Here is a 17,452-nt window from a genome sequence, read left to right on the forward strand (position 1 = left end):
TGGCCCCGAAGGCGCGTCCATGGGCCGTGACTTCGGCCCCTGGGGCCCGGGCGGCCCCTGGGGCCCGAGGGGCTCCTGGGCGCATGCCCGCATGCACTACCGGCGGCACATGCTGGAGCATGCGCGCTGGCGGCACCAGTACTGGCGCATGGGCCGGCTGGGGCACTTCGTGCGCGCGCGGCTTCACCGGCGCCTCTTCCTCTGGTTCGGCCTGTCCATCCTCGCCACGGGCCTCGTGGTGGTGACGGTGTTGAACCTGGTGGGCGGCAACACGTGGAAGCAGGAAGTCGACCGGATGCGGACCTTCGCGGCGCACCGCTTCGAGGAGGTCTGGGACGAGCCCGCGCGGCGCGATGCGCTGGTGCGCTCCGTCGCCACGGACCTGGATATTGGAGTGGAGCTGCGCGACACCTCGGACGCGCTCCTGGTGCGCGGGGGCGAGCCATGCCGGCGCTCCGAGCTGAGCGTGCCCGTGGAACGCAACGGCGTCCAACTGGGCGTGGTGCGCGTGTGCTACTCGGCCTTCCGTCCCCGCAATCCGGTCCGTGTGGCGCTGCCCCTGTTCCTCGCGGGGGCGGTGCTGTGGATGGCGGCGGGGAAGCTGGCGCGGCGGCTGGCGAAGCCGGTGGACACGCTGGTGAAGGCCACGGAGGCGCTGGGCTCGGGCAAGCTGGACGCGCGCGCCGAGGTGCTCCCGCACACCACCGGCGAGTTCGCGGTGCTGGCCGTCGCCTTCAACGACATGGCCTCGCGAATCGAGAAGCAGGTGGCGGACCAACGCGAGCTGCTCGCGGCCGTGTCCCATGAGCTGCGCACGCCGCTGGCGCGCATGCGCGTCTTGACGGAGCTCCTGCGCGACGGCGGCGGCAACCCGAGGACGCTGGACCAGGTGGACCGCGAGGTGGTGGAGCTGGACGCGCTGGTGGGCGAGCTATTGGCGAGCTCGCGGCTGGACTTCGGTCAGCTCACGTCGAGGGTGCTGGACGGGCGCACGCTCGCGGCGCAGGCACTGGAGCGCGCGGGGTTGCCGGTGGAGACGCTGGACGTGGAGGCGGCGGATGTGGGCCTGCAGGGGGACGCGACGCTGCTGGGCCGTGCGCTGGCCAACCTGCTGGAGAACGCGCGCAGGCACGGCGCGGGCGCGGAGGCACTGCGCATCCAGGAGCGCGGCGAGCACCTCGCCTTCTTCGTGGACGACCGGGGCCAGGGCCTCCAGCCCGGCGAGGAGGTGCGCATCTTCCAGCCCTTCTACCGGAAGGACCGGGGCGGCGAGGCGCGCGAGGCCGGCTCGCTGGGACTGGGGCTCGCGCTGGTGCAGCGGATTGCGCGCGCGCACGGCGGTGATGCGTTCGCGGAGAATCGCGCTGGCGGCGGTGCGCGGGTGGGCTTCACGGTGCGCAAGGCGGGTCCACCGGGTGCCGGTGCGCCCTCCTCGGGCGCCGTGGCCTGAAGCCGGGCGGAAGACGCCTCAACCCGCCTCACCGGTGTGCCGCCGATACTCATCGAGGCTCGGCGGGTACTCGGTCCAGAAGTCGAGCTCCGCCTCGTGGCCCATGAGTGTCTCCTGCTGGGCGCGCGCGTCCGCATCCGAGACCTGCACCGACATCGGCACCCGCATGAGCGGCTCCATTTCATGGAAGACGTCGAGCGGCAGCGTGACGTCCACGATGTAGCCCCCGCCCTTCCGGCGCCACGTCCCGCTCGCGGGCGCGTAGTCCGCGTCGCCCCCGCCCTGCCATTGACGGACCTGGACCTGCCCCTTCTCCGCGAGCAGCACGCCCAGCTTGCGCAGCATGGGCCTCCCCTGCTCGGACGACGGCAGGTTGGGATTCCACGCGGTGAGCTCCAGATGGTCCGAGTGGACTCCCGTCCCGGTGCCCGCGCGGAATGGGACGACCACGTCGTCATCCACCTCGGCATGGAGCCGCAGCGTGTCGCCGACTCGCATCAACTGCCACGCGAGGGCCAGGTCCTCGGCTCCCTTCCAATGCGCGAGTCCCCAGTCGACATGCACCAGGGTGTATGCGTGCACCATGGGCGCGATGGCTCTCGCCGCATCCAGGGTCTTCGCCTCGCGAATGGGATAGGGCCTGGCGCCATCCACATGGACACCGACCTCGGTGAAGTACGTGTAGCCGGGCCTGTCCCTGGACATCGCGTCGGAGACCTGGTCGGCACCTCGAACTCCAAAGGGCCCGGAGAACACGTAGGCAGTCGGCGTGGCCTGAATGCAGCTCGCGTCAGCTCCGACGGGAGGCCTGCGCACCTCCTGCCCTTTCACCAGCAGGAGGCATACGCCCCCGCAGAACGTGTTGGCGTCGTCCTCGAGCATGCGGTCGTCCGACTCCACCTGGGTGAGGATGAGCACGCACGTGCCCTCACGACATTCATGGTGCCGGGCCACGAGCGGCTCCATGGTCTCGTCATCGACACGGCAGAGCTCCGGAGCCCTGGCGAGCACGGCCTCGCTCACCGGAGGATGGGTTGCGGGCTTCGGCTTGCGCGTCGGTGCGGGCTTGAAGCGCTTCAGCATCGACGAGGGAGGACGGGATGCAGCGGCGTCGAGCTCGAGCTTCCTGCCGTCCCGCGACAGCTTCAGCACCGTACGCATGACAGAGGTGCCATCCATCCCAGTGGGGTAGGCCCCGCCAGTTTCATCTGGAGTCTCCACCTTGACGAGCTCGACCTGGTGGGGACCGAGGAACTTCACCCACCGCAAGTCGTACCCGCCCACATCCCAGAATGAGTGCAGCGCATGGCCCTCGCGGTCCGACGTCGTCAGGAACGTGGGGACGCAAATGCCAATCGCGCAGGGGCCGAGGTCCTCGGAGACCGCCCACAGGCAGAACTGCCCCTCGCAGGCAATGCGGTGCGCCGACAGGGATTGGCCCTCCGGCAGAGGGCCCTCGACCAGGCGTTCGCCGAACCCGGTCGCGAGTCTCGGGTCGGCCCCCGCGGCCTGCGCGTTGGCCCGCGGACCTGGCCACAGGGCCAGCGCCGCCAGCATCAACGCTCCACGCCACTTCATCCCGCACGTCCAAACGCTTCGCATCGCTTCATCCCGTGTGTTGTCGAGCATGCCGCCGCGCTCTCGCCACGGGATTGCAGGTTGGATGCCAGACCGAGAGCCGGCTCGGGCGTCACGGAGCGAGGCCACCGGGACACAGTTGCGGCTGGAAGAACGCGCGTGCCGCGCTATCGCGAGGGAACGTCCACCCGCTGGAGCTGGCCGCCCTCCAGCGTGAGCGGCGGGCAGTAGGGCCCCAGCTCGCGGCGCGTCCACCACGCGCCCGTGGCGCGCCAGGTGGCGAAGTCCGTGAAGCGGTAGTCGTAGCGGACCGTGCGCACGAAGCGCGGAGGCGTGTCCGGCAACGTGCCGTCACGGAAGAACTCGCGTACCTGCGGCTCGCCTCGCAGCAGCGCGTCCTGGAGGCGCAGCAACCATGGGTTGTCGCGGCACGTGGACAGCGAGGCGAACCACATCTGCCAGTCCAGCCGGGGCATGTGCGGCGGGGCCACGCGGGGCCGCTCGTCCACGGGGCCAGGGCGCCAGCGCAGGAGGTACTCGTGCCACGTCCGCCCATCATCGCTGCCCTCGATGACGATTTCCTCGCGCGTCGTCGTCATGACCGCGAAGAGGCCGTAGGTGTTGATGCTGCGGAACGGGCCCACGGCATCAAGCGCCACGGACACCGGCCCTGGAGGACTCCAGCGCGTGAGGCGCTGCACGTCCTGGGACAACGCCAGCACGGCATAGACGGCGGCGAACACGGTGAAGGCCACCCTGCCCCACCGTGACGCGGGTGCGGCTCCGTGCTCCTCGGCCCTCGGGAGGCGCAGCCTGCGCAGCACGCCGTCATCGAGCGCGGCGATGCACAGCACCAGCGTCAGCACGTTGAAGAAGCCATAGCTCCCCGTGGCGAGGATGCCCACCTGGAGCAGCGCCAGCAGCGCGGCCGCGACGAGCCTCACACGCCGGGGCCCGAAGAGGAGGAACGGCACCATCAACTCGATGACGAACATGGCCACCGCGCTGGCCCGCTGGAGCGCGGAGGGCAACTGATGCGCGAAGTACGCCAGCGCATTCGGCAGCGGCTGCGTCCAGTAGTGGTACTCGAGCGCGGTGAAGTCGCGCCACGTCGGGTCCCCGCTCGCGAGCTTCACGAGGCCGGACATCACCATCAGCCGGAACAGCAGGAAGCGGACGAGGAGCAGCGCCCCACGGCGCGGCTCGTGCGCAACGCGTGAAGGCCACAGGTGCCCGGGCGTCAGCGGCAACGAGACGAGCGCCGTCTCCAAGAGCAGCACGTCCCACTGGAAGCTGAGGAACTCACCGCCCACGGCGGTGATGGACAGGGACGCGGCCCACGCTCCCATGAGCGAGTAGCGCGGCGCCACGTTCAGCAACAGCAAGCCGCCGCACAGGAGGCCCGCGATGCACACGGCCCGCAGGGCTCCAGTGTCCGCCCCCGTGAGCCACAGCAGCGTGGGCAGACGCAGGACGCGCTCCACGCCGCCCAGCGACTCACGCGCCCAGTCGAGCCACGCGGCGGCGGGATTCAGCCCCTGTGGCCCGAGCAACTCGGGCACCTGCGGGAGCAGCGAGACGAACGCGAGACAGAAGACGAGCCCGAGCCCACGCAGGTACCACCACCGCACCCGCGCGAGCCCGTGTGCCGTCATGCCTTCAACATGCTCACTTCTTCGCGGACGCGTCCGTCGCGGAGAAGGCGAAGGAGACCTCGGCCGGCGCGTCGTCCTTCACGGTGACTTCGGCCGTCTTCGTGCCGAGCGACTCGTGCCAGGCCTCCACCGTGTACGTGCCGGCGGGCAGGCCCTGGAGGCTGAAGGTGCCGTCCTCGCTCGTGGTGGCGAAGTACGGATTCGGGTTCGTCACCACGAAGGCCGTCATCCACGGGTGCACGTCGCACTTGAGCTTCAGCACCTCCGCGTCGGCGGGCAGCGTCTTCTGCACCGGCGCGCCCGAGGGCGGCTGCGCCACGTTGAAGGCGGCCTTCGTGCCGATGAGGCCGCGCACGTTGTGCAGCGTCCCGTCGCTGTTCTTGAAGGCCACCGGCTGGCCCGTCACCACGCCCTGCACGCGCGGCACGTAGGTGCACTTCGACTGGTCCACCAGCACCGGCGTCGTCGGCGCGGGCGGCGCACCCGGCACGTTGCCCTTCACGCGCACCAGCACGTTCGCCAGCTTGCCGTCCTTCACCAGCATCGAGGTGTCCTTCGTGGACATGCCCTCGCAGGCGGGGTCATTGCTCGGCGGGACGTCGGGCGCGGCGGGCGCCGTGCCGGCGAACGTCACCGTGCCACGCACCACGCCCTTGCCCGCGGGGACCACCGGGACGGCGGCGGCCGGGGCCCCCTGGGCGCCGGGCTCCTGGATGGGCGTGGCCGCGTGAGCCTTCGGCTCGGCCGCGGCGGGAGCCGGCGCAGTGGGAGCCGGAGCGGCGGCCGGAGCAGCGGGCGCCTCCTCCTTGCAAGCGGGAAGGGCCAGCAGGCCCGCGGTGCCCAGCAGCGTCAGACCCAGCGTGCGCAGCGTCATCGTGAAGTCTCCTCGGGAAAACGGGTTCATCCGTGGCCCCGTCGTACTGCGAGGAGGCCTCGCAAGTCCAAGCCTCACGCGCCCGGCTACTCGCGCCGGCTGACGCTGAAGGCCGCCAGGCCGAGGAACACGGTGGCGAAGGCCAGCAGCACCGGCACCTCCAGCCCCACCACGGACGAGGGCCCCACCGCCACGGACGCCTCCACGCCGTACAGCGCGCGCCGCACGCCCTCCACGGAGAAGCGCATGGGGTTGACGCGCATCACCCACGCCAGCCACGAGCCCGCGCCCTTGAGCGGGAACATCGCCCCGGACAGCACCCACATGGGCAGCAGCACGATGCTCATCACCGCGTGGTACCCCGCGCTGGAGCGCACCCACCACGCCAGCGACATGCCCATGCCGGTGAGCGCCAGTGCCGACAGCACCATCACGCTGAACAGCAGCGGCAGGTTCACGGTGGCCGCGGTGACGCCCGCCAGCGGGGCCAGCAGCAGGAACAGCGACGCCTGCATCAGCGCGATGGCCGACGAGCCCAGCGCCTTGCCCAGCACCACCGCCAGCCGCGAGCCGGGCCCGGCGAGCACCGCCTGGAGGAAGCCTTCGCGCCGGTCCTCGATGACGGTAATCGTCGCGAAGATGGCGCTGAACAGCAGCACCATGGTGACGACGCCCGGGAAGAAGAACTGCTGGTAGCCCAGCCCCTGCGCGCCCTCCACGCGGAACGAGCCCGCGAAGCCGGAGCCGATGACGAACCAGAAGAGGATGGGCTGCGCCAGCGCGCCCACCACGCGGCTGGGCTGACGGAAGAAGCGCACCACGTCGCGCACCAGCAGCACGCGCACCGTGGCCCACTGCAGCGCGAGCGAGCCCGGCGCATGTGGGGCCGGCAGATGCGCCTCGCCAGGCCGCGGCGCGGAGACGGGGTCCTCCACGGTCGGACGGGCGGCGGAAACGTCGGCACTCATCGGCGACTCCTCGGCGCGGGCTCGGCGGAGGGCCTGTCCGCCCCCAGCGCGCGCCCCGTGAGCTGGAGGAACACGTCCGCCAGCGTGGGCCGGCGCAGCGACACGGAGGTCAGCCGTCCGGCCGGGAAGGCCTCCACCAACCGAGGCACCAGCGCATGGCCCTGCGCCGCCTCCACCTGCACCCGCCCCTCCACCACCTTCGCGTCCAGCCCCAGCCGCTCGCGCACCTCGCGCGCCAGCGCCTCCGGGTCCGCCGCCTCCAGCGTGAGGATGTCGCCGCCCATGCGCGAGGCCAGCGCCGTCGGCGTGTCGCACGCCACCAGCTTCCCCGCGTCCAGCACCGCGAGCCTGTCGCACACGTCGGCCTCGTCCGCGCGGTGCGTGGTGAGCAGCACCGTGACGCCCTCGCTGTCGCGCAGCCGCTTCAGGTGCGCCCAGAAGGTGCGGAAGGCCGCCTCGTCCAGGCCCTGTGTGGGCTCGTCCATCAGCACCACGCGCGGCTGGTGCACCAGCGCCCGTGCCAGCTCCAGCCTGCGGCGCATGCCGCCGGACCACGTGCCCACCTTCTCGTCGCCCCGGTCCTGCAGGCCGATGAGCGCCAGCATGGACTCCACGCGCTCTTTCGCCCGCTCGCCGCCCACGCCGTACAGCCGGGCGCCGAGCATCAGGTTCTCCCTCGCGGTGAGCAGGTCATCCAGGCTGCTGCGCTGGAAGATGATGCCCATCCGCCGGCGCAGCGACGGGTCGCTCAGCGCCAGCACCTTCCCGGCGAAGCGCACCTCCCCCGCGTCCGGGGCCAGCAGCCCCGCCAGCACCTGGAACGTGGTGGACTTGCCCGCGCCGTTGGGCCCCAGCAGGCCCAGGATTTCGCCCGGGCGCACGGACAGGCTCAGGCCGTCCACGGCGACGCGGCCCTTGAAGCGGCGCGTGAGGCCCTCAATCTGGAGCAGTGGAGCCGGAGGGGTGGAGACCGAGGTGTCAGGCATGGGCGTCCCCCGCGGCACTTACGTCACGCTAGCCGCGCGGGATGCGGTCCAGCGTCATCGCGGCGAACAGGCCGGTGAGGTAGATGAGCGAATAGAAGAACGTCTGGCGCGCCCAGGGCTTCCCGAGCCGGCGGAAGAACCCCCACGCTCCCAGGCCCAGGAAGCTCAGTCCCAGCACCACCGCGGCCGCCAGGTACCACGAGCCCGCGATGTGGAGCTGGAAGGGCAGGAGCGTCATCGGCACCAGCGCGACGAGGTACAGCACAATCTGCGCGCGGCTGGACTCGTCGCCGCGCTCCAGCGGCACGGACTTGAGGCCCGCGGCCGCGTACTCCTCCTTGCGGAAGAGGGCAATCGCGATGAAGTGCGGCATCTGCCACAGGAAGAGGATGGCGAAGAGGGCGAAGCCGCCCGCGTCCAACACGTTCGTCACCGCCGTCCACCCCATCAGCGGGGGCAGCGCGCCGGGCAGCGCGCCCACCAGCATGGCGGCGGAGGTGCGCGGCTTCAGCGGCGTGTAGCCCAGCACGTAGCTGAGCAGCGCCAGCAGGCCCAGGCCCGCGGTGAGGAGGTTGGCGCCCAGCGCCAGCGCCGGCAGGGACACCGCCGCCAGGGAGACGCCGAACCACAGCGCCACCGACGGCTCCATGCGCCCGGAGGGCAGCGGCCGGTTGCGGGTGCGCGCCATGAACTGGTCGCTGTACCGCTCCCAGTAGCAGTTGAGCGCGTTGGCCGCGCCCACCGTGCCGGCGGTGGCCAGCAGCGTCACCAGCGCGCGCACCGTGCTCAGCGGGCCGGGCGCCAGGAACATGCCGCCCGCCGTGGTGATGAGCACGAGGCTGGAGAGCCGCGGCTTCGTCAGGGAGATCAGGTCGGACGCGATGGTCGACATGGACTCGGCACGCGCGCTCACTCAGACTCCGAAGGCAAGGCACGACAGGCGGACTGCCGGCGCGGGAAGGGCCCTCCCATACAGGCACCCATGGGGGGTGGGCAAGGACACGGCGCCGGCAGATGCCGGTGACGGACGGCCGCCCGCCGGGCATCCCCACCGCCACGAGAGGCCCGAGGGCCCCGTCCTCACGTCCTGTAGGAGTGCGGGAGAAGTCAAACGTCCGGGGCATACCGCCCACCGGAGGGACCTTCAATCACGGCAACGGGGCTGACCGCGCGTTCTACTGCCCGCGCGCATCAGCCCCGCTTGTCACGTCCGGGCCATGAATGCCTGGCCGGCGCTCAGCTCCCGGCCAGCGCGCGGGCGGCGTTGGCGTGCTCGCCGCTCGGCTCGCGCTTCAGGTACTCCTGGGCCAGCATCTTCGCCTTGGCGCCCTGCTTGGCGTCCTTCGACAGCAGGGTGGCGTAGAAGTAGTAGGCCGGCGTGTAGCCCTCGTCCGCGTTGAGGGCGCGCTGGTACGTCTCGTCCGCCTTCGCCGCGTCGCCCTTGCCCTGGTAGACGCGGGCCAGCTCGGTGAGGGCCATGGCCGCGCGGTCCGACTGGCCGACGAACTCCTGGCTCGCCTTCTCGAGCTGCTCCTGCGCCTTCGCCCAGTCCGAGCGCTCGCGGTAGATGGCGCCCATGGCGAGCCGCGCCTCCGGATTCTTCGCCTTGGGGTCCTTCACCGCGCGCTGGTACTGCGTCAGCGCCTCGTCCAGCTTGCCCTGGCGGCGGTAGGCGTTGCCCAGCATCACGACGAGCTTGGGGCTGTCGCCCATCGTCTTGAGGGCCGTCTGGAGGGCCTCGGAGGCTTCCTTCTCGCCGCCCTGCTTGCCCATGAGGGCCTTGGCCAGCTCGACGTAGAACTGGGCGCGCGAGCCGTCCACCTTGATGGCCTTGCGAATCTCCTCGGCGGCCGCGTCGAAGTTGCTCTCCGCCAGCAGGCGGCGGCCCTTGATGAGGTGCAGCTCCGGGTTCTGCTTGTCGAGCGCGAAGCCGGTCTCCTCGCTCTTGACCATCTCCTGGCGCGCCTTGTCCTTGTCGAGCGGCACGCCGGTGGCGTCCGCCAGCTTCTGCTGCACGTCCGGCTTCAGCTCCGCCATCTCCGCGGACACGCGGCTGACGAGCAGCGAGCGGGCCAGGTGCGCGGCGGCCAGCTGGCGCGGCGACGGCGGCGGGTCCGACTCCAGGAGCTTCTTCAGCATGGAAGCCACCAGCCCGTAGTTGGGCGAGTCCTGCTCCAGCATCAGCAGCGAGCGGCCCAGCAGCGACTCCGGGTGGTCCTTCTCGTACCGGAGGGCGAAGTCGTAGTTCTTCCAGGCGGTGTTGTCCTGGCCCAGGCGGCGGTACACGGCGCCCAACCCGGCGTAGATGCGCGGGTCGTCCGGCGACAGCACCTGCGCGCGCTCCAGGCTGTCACGGGCGCGCTCGAGGTCGCCCGCGTTCATCTGGATGAGGCCCTGCGTCAGGTACAGCAGCGAGCTGGAGCGGCCCTGGGCGTCGTACGCCTTCACCGTCTCCTCGAGCTTGCCCAGCGCCTCCTTGCCCTTGCCTCCATAGGTCTGGACGAGGGCATCGGCGGCGATGAGGTGCGAGCTGACGTCCTTGCCCTGCTTGCCCGCGGCCAGGTGCTCCTCGGCCTTGCGGCGCGCGTCGTCACCGCCGCCGTGCTCACCCCAGCGGATGGCGTACGCGTAGGCGAGGTAGCCGTGCGCCACGGTGGACTCGGAGTCCACCTCCAGCGCCTTGTCCGCCGCCTCACACGCCTTCTTGTAGCTGTCGAACGAGTCGTGCTTGAGCTGCTCGGTGGCCACGTCGAGCGTCTTCTTCAGCTCGCGGGCCCGGTCCTTCTTGTGCCCCAGGTGCCAGCCGTAGCCGATGGCGAACAGGGGAATGGCCACCAGCAGCGCCAGCGCCACCATCTTCCCGCCACGGCCACCCGCGGCCGGACGGCGGCGCGAGGACGGGGCCTCGTCGTCGTCGTCCTCCTCCACCTCTTCCACCACCACCGGCGCGCGGCGCGGCTGCGGACGGGCCACCGGCGATTCCGCGCGGGCCTGATTGGTGCCACCGGCGGGCCGCTGCTGCGGGACGGCGGCCGGAGTGGCCTTCGCCGTGGCAGTGGATGCGGGCGCGGCGGACGCCGGCTGAGCGGCACCCGTCGCCGCCGCGGCGCTCGCGATGGCGGCGGCGGACTGCTGGGTGGCGGACGGAGCCTGCGCGGCCACCGGCGTCAGCACCGGCGGCGCGGGCGCCTCGGGCTTGGGAAGGTCGATCTTGTGCTGCTGGAGCAGCGTGACGGTATCCGGGTCACCCGGGTCCGCGGTGTAGGCCTTGAGGAGGTTGGCCTTGCCGGGCTCCGTCTCGCCCGTCTTCAGCTGGAGCGCGCCGGCCATGCGCAGCGCGGCCTTGTCCTCCGGCTGGACCTGGAGCGCGCCGAGCACCTCTTCCAGCGCCTTCTTGTCCTTGCCCTGCTCTGCGTAGACACGAGCCAGGAGCAGGCGCGGGTCCGCTGCGTTGGGATGCGCCTTCACTCCCTTCTTGCAGACGACCATCGCCTCCATGAAGCGACCCATGCTCAGGTACGCCTCGGCGAGGGGCTTGTAGGCGGCGGACGAGGGGTCGGAAGCGAAGGCGTGCTCCAACTTCGCGAGCTCGGCCGGGCTCAACGTCTTTGAGGGGGAGATAGACATTACCGGGGGAGGTGAAACGGGCGGGAAGGATACGCCTGAAACGAGGGGTTTTTATGGCACCCGGTGCGCGGCACGTCAATCGCAGGAATTATTGGCTGCGGCTTGCGCTTGACAGCATGAAAGGGGTCCGGTACTAGCCCAACCCACTTCGGCGGCCCCAAACCGCCGAGGCGCAGCAGCCGAGCAGTCAGCAGTCCAGTTGTGGGGGTGTAGCTCAGTTGGGAGAGCGTCGCGTTCGCAATGCGAAGGTCGTCGGTTCGATCCCGTCCACCTCCACCATGAAGTGACGAAGGGCCTCACGGGAAACCGTGAGGCCCTTTGCATTTGGGGCACATCCCCTCAATTGCTGAATTGCAAAGCAGGCGGGCTTTGTTATCCGGAGTCGATGACCGACCCGTCCGCCTCCCTGTCGTTCTTCGCCCGCCTCTGGCTCGCCTGGCTGTGCTTCTGGCGCTGCCTCGTGTCCCGCGAGTTCGCCCAGGCCGTGCTGCCGACCAGCCGGGCCTACGATGCGGGCCAGCTCGCCCAGCTTCCCGCCGGGGGGACCGCTCCCCAGAAGGAGAAGGAGCCGCCGAAGCCGGTGGTGGTGGTGAAGGCCCCCGAGCCGCCCCCCGCCCTGCCTCCGGAGCGCGAGCACGCCAGCGCCCTCTCCTTGTTGGGCATGCTCCAGCGCGAGGGTCGCTTCGTGGACTTCCTCCAGGAGAACGTGGCCGCCTTCTCGGACGCAGAGGTGGGCGCCGCCGCGCGCATCGTCCATGAGGGCTGCCGCAAGGTGGTGAACCAGTACCTCACCCTGCAGCCGGTGCTGCCGCAGTCGGAGGGGGACCGCGTGACGGTGCCCCCCGGCTTCGACGCCCAGCGCACGCGCCTCACCGGCAACGTGGCGGGTCAGCCTCCTTATAACGGGACGCTGCGCCACCACGGCTGGGTGACGACGGAGGTGAAGTTCCCCTCCGTGAGCCCGGCCATGGACCCGCGCGTGCTGGCGCCCGCGGAAGTCGAGCTCGCCTGAGCGCCGCGCCGCCGTCCCGCTGAGCGAACAAAAGGGAGCATTGAAGGAGTTCCAGTCCGATATGGCCCGCTATTCCATCGGCATCGACCTCGGCACCACGCACTCCGCGGTGTCCTACTTCAACCTCGAAGAGGGCAAGCCGCGGGGCCGCGCGCAGTCCATGCTGCCCATCCCCCAGCTCACCGCGCCCGGCACCGTGGAGCCGCGCACGCTGCTGCCCTCCTTCCTCTACCTGCCCTCCCCGCAGGAGTTCCCCGCCAAGAGCCTCGGCCTGCCGTGGAACCCGGAGACCAGCACGATTCTTGGCGAGTTCGCTCGCACTCACGGCGCCAAGGTGCCCACGCGCCTCGTGTCCTCCGCCAAGAGCTGGCTGTCGCACCCGGGCGTGGACCGGCGCGCGGCGCTCCTGCCCTGGCAGGCCCCGGAAGAAGTCCAGCGCGTGTCCCCGGTGGACGCGTCCGCGCGCTACCTCCGTCACCTGCGGGAGGCCTGGGACTCCACCTTCGCCCGCGCGAAGGAGGAGCACGGCAACAAGCTGGCCGAGCAGGACGTCATCGTCACCGTCCCCGCCTCCTTCGACGCGGCGGCGCGGGATTTGACGCTGGAGGCCGCCAAGGCCGCGGGGCTCGAGCACGTCACCCTGCTGGAGGAGCCCCAGGCCGCGCTCTACGCGTGGCTGGAGGCCATGGGGGAGAACTTCCGCAAGCAGGTGCAGCCCGGCGAGGTCATCCTCGTGGTGGACGTGGGCGGCGGCACCTCGGACTTCTCCGTCATCACCGTGAAGGACCGCGAGGGTGATTTGGAGCTGCTGCGCGTGGCGGTGGGCGACCACATCCTGCTCGGCGGCGACAACATGGACCTGGCGCTGGCGCACACGCTCAACCAGCGCCTCGCGGCGGACGGCAAGAAGCTGGACGCGTGGCAGTTCAACGCCCTCACCTACGGCTGCCGCCACGCGAAGGAGGCGCTGTACGGCGACCCCTCCATGGAGAAGGCGCCCATCTCCATCCCCGGCCGCGGCTCGTCGCTCATCGGCGGCACGCTGCGCACGGAGCTGACGCGCGAGGAGCTGGACCGCGTCCTCACCGACGGCTTCTTCCCGGTGACGCCCGTCACGGAGCTGCCGCGCACCGCGCGCCGCACGGGCCTCGCGCAGATGGCGCTGCCCTACGCTCAGGACCCGGGCGTGTCGCGCCACCTGGCGGCGTTCCTCACCCGGCAGGCGCAGGCGCTCGCGGCCAGCCCCGACGCGCCGGTGGACGTGAGCGGCAAGTCCTTCCTCCACCCCACCTCGGTGCTCTTCAACGGCGGCGTCTTCAAGGCCGGCCCGCTGAAGGCGCGCGTCATGGAGGTGCTCAACGCGTGGCTCGAGGCCGATGGCGGCCAGCCGGCCAAGGAGCTGGAGGGCGCGGACCTGGACCTCGCCGTGGCGCGCGGCGCCGCGTACTACGGCTGGGTGCGCCAGGGCCACGGCCTGCGCATCCGCGGCGGCACCGCCCGCGCCTACTACGTGGGCGTGGAGACGGCGATGCCCGCCGTGCCCGGCATGGAGCCGCCCGTGAAGGCGCTGTGCGTGGCCCCCTTCGGCATGGAGGAAGGCACGCAGGCGGACGTGCCGCCGCAGGAGTTCGGCCTCGTCACCGGCGAGCCCACCAGCTTCCGCTTCTTCTCCTCGTCCGTCCGCCGCGACGACAAGGTGGGCGACATGCTGGAGGACGTGGACAACGAGCTGGCCAGCGACGCGCTCGAAGAGCTGGCGCCGATTGAGACCACCATGCCCGGCCAGCCGTCCGCCTTCGGGGATTTGACGCCCGTCAACCTCCAGGCCGCGGTGACGGAGGTGGGCACGCTGGAGCTGCGCTGCCTGGAAAAGGGCGGCCCCGGGCGCTGGAAGCTGGAGCTCAACGTCCGCATGAAGGAGTAGAAAGCCGACCGTCAACCGGAGGCGTATGCGAATCGTCGGCATCGACCTGGGCACCACCCACTGCGCGGTGGCGTCCGTGGACCCCTCGAAGGGCGCGGGCGCCCCCGTGGAGGACTTCCCGATTCCCCAGCTCGTCCGGCAGGGAGAGGTGGCGCCCCGCGCCCTGCTGCCCTCCACCGTGTACGTACCCGCCGGCCACGAGCTGCCGCCCGAGTCCTTGAAGCTCCCCTGGGGCGATGACGGCGGCCCGTGGGTGGTGGGCGAGCTGGCCCGCTGGCAGGGCGCCCGCGTGCCGGGCCGCCTCGTCGCCAGCGCGAAGAGCTGGCTGTGCCACCCGGGCGTGGACCGCTCCGCGCCCATCCTCCCGTGGGGCGCTCCGGCGGACGTGCAGAAGCTGTCCCCGGTGGACGCCAGCGCGCTCCTGCTGACGCACATGGCGCGCGCGTGGGACTCCGCGCACCCGGACGCGCCGCTGTCCAAGCAGGAGGTGGTGATTACCGTCCCCGCCTCCTTCGACGAGGCCGCGCGCGCCCTCACGGTGAGCGCCGCGCGCAAGGCGGGGCTGGAGAAGTTCACCCTGCTGGAGGAGCCGCAGGCGGCCTTCTACGACTACACCGCGCGGCACCGGACGGACCTGGAGCAGACGCTCTCCAACGTCCGGCTGGTGCTGGTGGTGGACGTGGGCGGCGGCACCACGGACTTCACGCTGGTGCACGCGGGCCTGTCTCCCGAAGGGCCCATGCTGCGGCGGCTCGCGGTGGGAGACCACCTGCTCCTGGGCGGCGACAACATGGACGCCGCGCTGGCGCGCCGGGTGGAGGAGAAGCTCTTCCCCGACGGCCGCCGCCTGTCCGCCACGCAGTGGACGCAGGCCATCCAGGCCGCGCGCACCGCGAAGGAGGCGCTGCTCGGCAACACGCCTCCGGAGAAGTACGGCGTGTCGCTGGTGGGTGAGGGCAGCCGGCTGTTGGGCGGCACGCTGTCCACGGAGCTGTTGCGCGACGAAGCGCACGCGCTGGTGCTGGACGGCTTCTTCCCCACCACCGCGCCCACGGAGCGCCCGCGCCGTGCCGCGCGCATGGCGCTCCAGGAACTGGGCCTGCCGTACGTGCAGGACCCGGCGGTGACGCGGCACCTGGCGGCCTTCCTCGCGCAGCACGCGGCGGCGGGCTTCTCCGCGCTGGGCGAGACGGCGCCGGCCGAAGGCGCCCTGCCCCGCCCCGACGCCATCCTCCTCAACGGCGGCGTCTTCAACTCGCCGCAGATTTCCGAGCGGCTGGTGCAGGCCATCTCCGCGTGGTGGCCCAATGCCCCGCGCATTCCGCTGCTGCGCCACACGTCGCTGGAGCTGGCCGTGGCGCGCGGCGCGGCGTACTACGGACTGGTGCGGCGCGGGCATGGCCTGCGCATCGGCGGTGGCGCGGCGCGCGCGTACTACGTGGGCCTGCAGCGGCCGGCGGACAGCGCGGAGCAGCCGGCGCTGTGCCTCATCCCTCGCGGCTTCGAGGAGGGCCAGAAGGTGGACCTGGGCGAGCGCCCCTTCACGCTCACCCTCGGGCGGCCGGTGCAGTTCCAGCTCTACTCCACCACGAGCGACCGCATCGACAAGCCGGGGGACCTCGTCCCGCTGGCCGAGGACTTGAAGTCCCTGCCGCCCATCCACACGCTGCTCAAGAGCGCGTCCGGCAAGGTGGCGGAGGTGCCCGTGCACCTGCAGGCCGCGCTGACGGAGATTGGCACGCTGGAGCTGTACTGCGTCTCCAACGTCGCGGACGAGCGCTGGCGCCTGGAGTTCGAGCTGCGCGGCACGGGCGGCTCGCACGAGCTCACCGTCACCGAGTCCATGCCCGCGCGCTTCGTGGAGGCGAAGGACAACATCGAGCGCGTCTACGGCAACAAGCCGCTGCCCATCGGCCCCAAGGACGTGAAGCAGCTCGTGCGCACGCTGGAGAAGGCGCTGGGCCCTCGCGAGACGTGGCGCGTGCCGGTGCTGCGCGAGATGTGGAGCACCCTCTTCGCGGGCGCCAGCAAGCGGCGGCGCACGGAGGACCACGAGCGCGTCTTCTACAGCCTCACCGGCTTCTCCCTGCGTCCGGGCTTCGGCTATCCGCTGGATGGCTGGCGCGCGGAGCAGACCTTTGGCCTCTTCGACGCGCTGGTGCAGCACCACACGGACAAGGCGGTGTGGACGGAGTTCTGGGTGATGTGGCGCCGCATCGCCGGAGGCCTCACGGAGGCGCAGCAGCAGAAGCTGTACGCGTACCTCCAGCCGCACCTCGCTCGCAAAGTCCCGTTGGACGCGCCGCCTCCGGGGAAGCTCAAGGGCATCCAGCCCGAGGGCCTGGAGGAGATGGTCCGCACCGTGGCGTCGCTGGAGCACCTGTCTCCCGGAGACAAGTCCGAGGTGGGCCGGTGGATTGCCGCGCGGCTGAAGGCCGAAGCGAAGTCCGGCGGCCCGTGGGCCTGGGCGCTGGGACGGCTGGGCGCGCGCGTGCCGCTCTACGGCAGCAGCCACAAGGTGGTGGACGTGGAGACGGCGGAGGCGTGGCTCACGCTGCTGCTGGACATGGATCTGCGGAAGATTGACGGCGCGCCCTTCGCGGCGGCGCAGCTCGCGCGGCTCACCGGGGACCGCACGCGGGACATCTCCCCTGCCCTGCGCGAGCGCACGGCGAAGGAGCTCGGCGCGGCCAAGGCACACGAGGCCTGGGTGCGCATGGTGCGCGAGGTGGTGGCGCTGGAGGCGGCGGACGAGGCCCGCGCGCTCGGCGACACGCTGCCCGCGGGACTCCGGCTGTGAAGCAGGTGGCCGGGTGAGCGCCGCTGGCGCGCATCCCGGTCAGATCCCTCCCGTCGGGGCGGCCTGGAGGGCCCACCCTCGGGAGCGCGGCTCGGTGGTGGATCAGCTCAACCCTGCGCGGCGGCGGGAGAAGTGGCCGTCTCGGCCTCCTCCGCCTGGGCGACGACCTGGAGCACCGGCGCGGCGGCCTCAGCCGGAGCGGCGGCGTTCTTCTCGGCCTTCGACTTCTTGCTGCCCGCGCCCGAGCGGCACGTCCGGCACCATGGCTGGTTGCGGATGGCGCCGTCCGCCATCTTCCGCAGGCCGAACTGGGCCAGCGGCTTCAGGGTCCGGCACTTGATGCACATCAGCGAGATGAGCACCTCGTGGCCGTCCGCATCGTAGACGGCGGACTTGCGCCGCTTGCGCGGTTGGCCCTGCCCCGGCTCACGCTGCTTGGCCTTGTCGGGCGCAGGCGGCGCCATCATCGGGGTCACCTTGTAGAGCATGTCAGTCCCTCCCACTCACGCGCGCCGGCACTCGCAGGCCCAGATAAAGGGCCACCTCGGTTCAGGCGCTCGCGAGCCCTAGAGTAAGGA

At 71.4% G+C, this 17,452-nt stretch carries 12 protein-coding genes and 1 tRNA gene; 5 read left to right on the forward strand and 8 right to left on the reverse strand.

Going from position 1 to position 17,452, the window contains the following annotated elements:
• Positions 1-19 precede the first annotated feature (19 nt).
• Positions 20-1,450 (forward strand): sensor histidine kinase, encoded by a 1,431-nt coding sequence (locus ACVTJA_RS38055; protein ID WP_465827591.1) that lies wholly within the window; start codon positions 20-22, stop codon positions 1,448-1,450.
• Positions 1,451-1,468: 18 nt separating this feature from the next.
• Here the strand turns inward: ACVTJA_RS38055 and ACVTJA_RS38060 are convergent, their stop codons facing one another.
• The 7 genes from ACVTJA_RS38060 to ACVTJA_RS38090 all read right to left on the reverse strand — a co-directional run bounded on the left by ACVTJA_RS38060 (position 1,469) and on the right by ACVTJA_RS38090 (position 11,138).
• Positions 1,469-3,028 carry a hypothetical protein gene (locus ACVTJA_RS38060; RefSeq protein ID WP_465827593.1) on the reverse strand — a complete coding sequence of 520 codons (1,560 nt, stop codon included), beginning with the start codon at positions 3,026-3,028 and terminating at the stop codon, positions 1,469-1,471.
• A 167-nt stretch (positions 3,029-3,195) separates the two neighbouring features.
• Positions 3,196-4,683, reverse strand: a complete 1,488-nt coding sequence (locus ACVTJA_RS38065; RefSeq protein WP_465827594.1) for a lipase maturation factor family protein — start codon at positions 4,681-4,683, stop codon at positions 3,196-3,198.
• A 13-nt stretch (positions 4,684-4,696) separates the two neighbouring features.
• A complete protein-coding gene (locus ACVTJA_RS38070) occupies positions 4,697-5,557 on the reverse strand; it encodes a carboxypeptidase regulatory-like domain-containing protein (protein ID WP_465827596.1) in 861 nt (286 codons plus the stop codon).
• Between the two features lie 86 nt (positions 5,558-5,643).
• Positions 5,644-6,525 carry an ABC transporter permease gene (locus ACVTJA_RS38075; protein ID WP_465827598.1) on the reverse strand — a complete coding sequence of 294 codons (882 nt, stop codon included), beginning with the start codon at positions 6,523-6,525 and terminating at the stop codon, positions 5,644-5,646.
• Positions 6,522-7,511, reverse strand: a complete 990-nt coding sequence (locus ACVTJA_RS38080) for an ABC transporter ATP-binding protein (RefSeq protein ID WP_465827601.1) — start codon at positions 7,509-7,511, stop codon at positions 6,522-6,524. The genes ACVTJA_RS38075 and ACVTJA_RS38080 overlap by 4 nt, the downstream gene beginning before the upstream one ends.
• Positions 7,512-7,539: 28 nt before the next feature.
• Positions 7,540-8,424: a heme o synthase gene (gene cyoE / locus ACVTJA_RS38085; protein ID WP_465827604.1), complete on the reverse strand. Its 885-nt coding sequence runs from the start codon at positions 8,422-8,424 to the stop codon at positions 7,540-7,542.
• Positions 8,425-8,747: 323 nt separating this feature from the next.
• Positions 8,748-11,138, reverse strand: a complete 2,391-nt coding sequence (locus tag ACVTJA_RS38090) for a tetratricopeptide repeat protein (RefSeq protein ID WP_465827608.1) — start codon at positions 11,136-11,138, stop codon at positions 8,748-8,750.
• 203 nt (positions 11,139-11,341) lie between these two features.
• On the opposite strand from ACVTJA_RS38090, the gene ACVTJA_RS38095 reads away from it, so the two are divergent.
• From ACVTJA_RS38095 to ACVTJA_RS38110, 4 genes are all read left to right on the forward strand, one after another.
• A tRNA-Ala gene (locus tag ACVTJA_RS38095) sits at positions 11,342-11,417 on the forward strand.
• A 106-nt stretch (positions 11,418-11,523) separates the two neighbouring features.
• The gene (locus ACVTJA_RS38100) at positions 11,524-12,150 is read left to right on the forward strand and encodes a DUF2760 domain-containing protein (protein ID WP_465827612.1); all 627 of its coding nucleotides are present in this window, start codon (positions 11,524-11,526) and stop codon (positions 12,148-12,150) included.
• Between the two features lie 61 nt (positions 12,151-12,211).
• Positions 12,212-14,074 (forward strand): Hsp70 family protein, encoded by a 1,863-nt coding sequence (locus tag ACVTJA_RS38105; RefSeq protein WP_465827615.1) that lies wholly within the window; start codon positions 12,212-12,214, stop codon positions 14,072-14,074.
• Positions 14,075-14,099: 25 nt separating this feature from the next.
• Entirely contained in the window at positions 14,100-16,874 is a 2,775-nt protein-coding gene (locus tag ACVTJA_RS38110) for an Hsp70 family protein (protein ID WP_465827617.1), read from the forward strand.
• A 107-nt stretch (positions 16,875-16,981) separates the two neighbouring features.
• Here the strand turns inward: ACVTJA_RS38110 and ACVTJA_RS38115 are convergent, their stop codons facing one another.
• Positions 16,982-17,362: a hypothetical protein gene (locus tag ACVTJA_RS38115; protein ID WP_465827620.1), complete on the reverse strand. Its 381-nt coding sequence runs from the start codon at positions 17,360-17,362 to the stop codon at positions 16,982-16,984.
• Positions 17,363-17,452: the final 90 nt, after the last annotated feature.

The sequence above is a fragment of the Pyxidicoccus sp. M6 genome (genome assembly GCF_055568925.1).

Excerpts from the sequence above, each read along its gene's own strand:
- ACVTJA_RS38060 (WP_465827593.1), bottom strand. The coding sequence starts at position 3,028 with ATGAAGTGGCGTGGAGCGTTGATGCTGGCGGCGCTGGCCCTGTGGCCA.
- ACVTJA_RS38110 (WP_465827617.1), top strand. The coding sequence starts at position 14,100 with ATGCGAATCGTCGGCATCGACCTGGGCACCACCCACTGCGCGGTGGCG.
- ACVTJA_RS38070 (WP_465827596.1), bottom strand. The coding sequence starts at position 5,557 with ATGACGCTGCGCACGCTGGGTCTGACGCTGCTGGGCACCGCGGGCCTG.
- ACVTJA_RS38090 (WP_465827608.1), bottom strand. The coding sequence starts at position 11,138 with ATGTCTATCTCCCCCTCAAAGACGTTGAGCCCGGCCGAGCTCGCGAAG.
- ACVTJA_RS38100 (WP_465827612.1), top strand. The coding sequence starts at position 11,524 with ATGACCGACCCGTCCGCCTCCCTGTCGTTCTTCGCCCGCCTCTGGCTC.
- ACVTJA_RS38055 (WP_465827591.1), top strand. The coding sequence starts at position 20 with ATGGGCCGTGACTTCGGCCCCTGGGGCCCGGGCGGCCCCTGGGGCCCG.
- ACVTJA_RS38065 (WP_465827594.1), bottom strand. The coding sequence starts at position 4,683 with ATGACGGCACACGGGCTCGCGCGGGTGCGGTGGTGGTACCTGCGTGGG.
- ACVTJA_RS38105 (WP_465827615.1), top strand. The coding sequence starts at position 12,212 with ATGGCCCGCTATTCCATCGGCATCGACCTCGGCACCACGCACTCCGCG.
- ACVTJA_RS38080 (WP_465827601.1), bottom strand. The coding sequence starts at position 7,511 with ATGCCTGACACCTCGGTCTCCACCCCTCCGGCTCCACTGCTCCAGATT.
- ACVTJA_RS38115 (WP_465827620.1), bottom strand. The coding sequence starts at position 17,362 with ATGCTCTACAAGGTGACCCCGATGATGGCGCCGCCTGCGCCCGACAAG.
- ACVTJA_RS38075 (WP_465827598.1), bottom strand. The coding sequence starts at position 6,525 with ATGAGTGCCGACGTTTCCGCCGCCCGTCCGACCGTGGAGGACCCCGTC.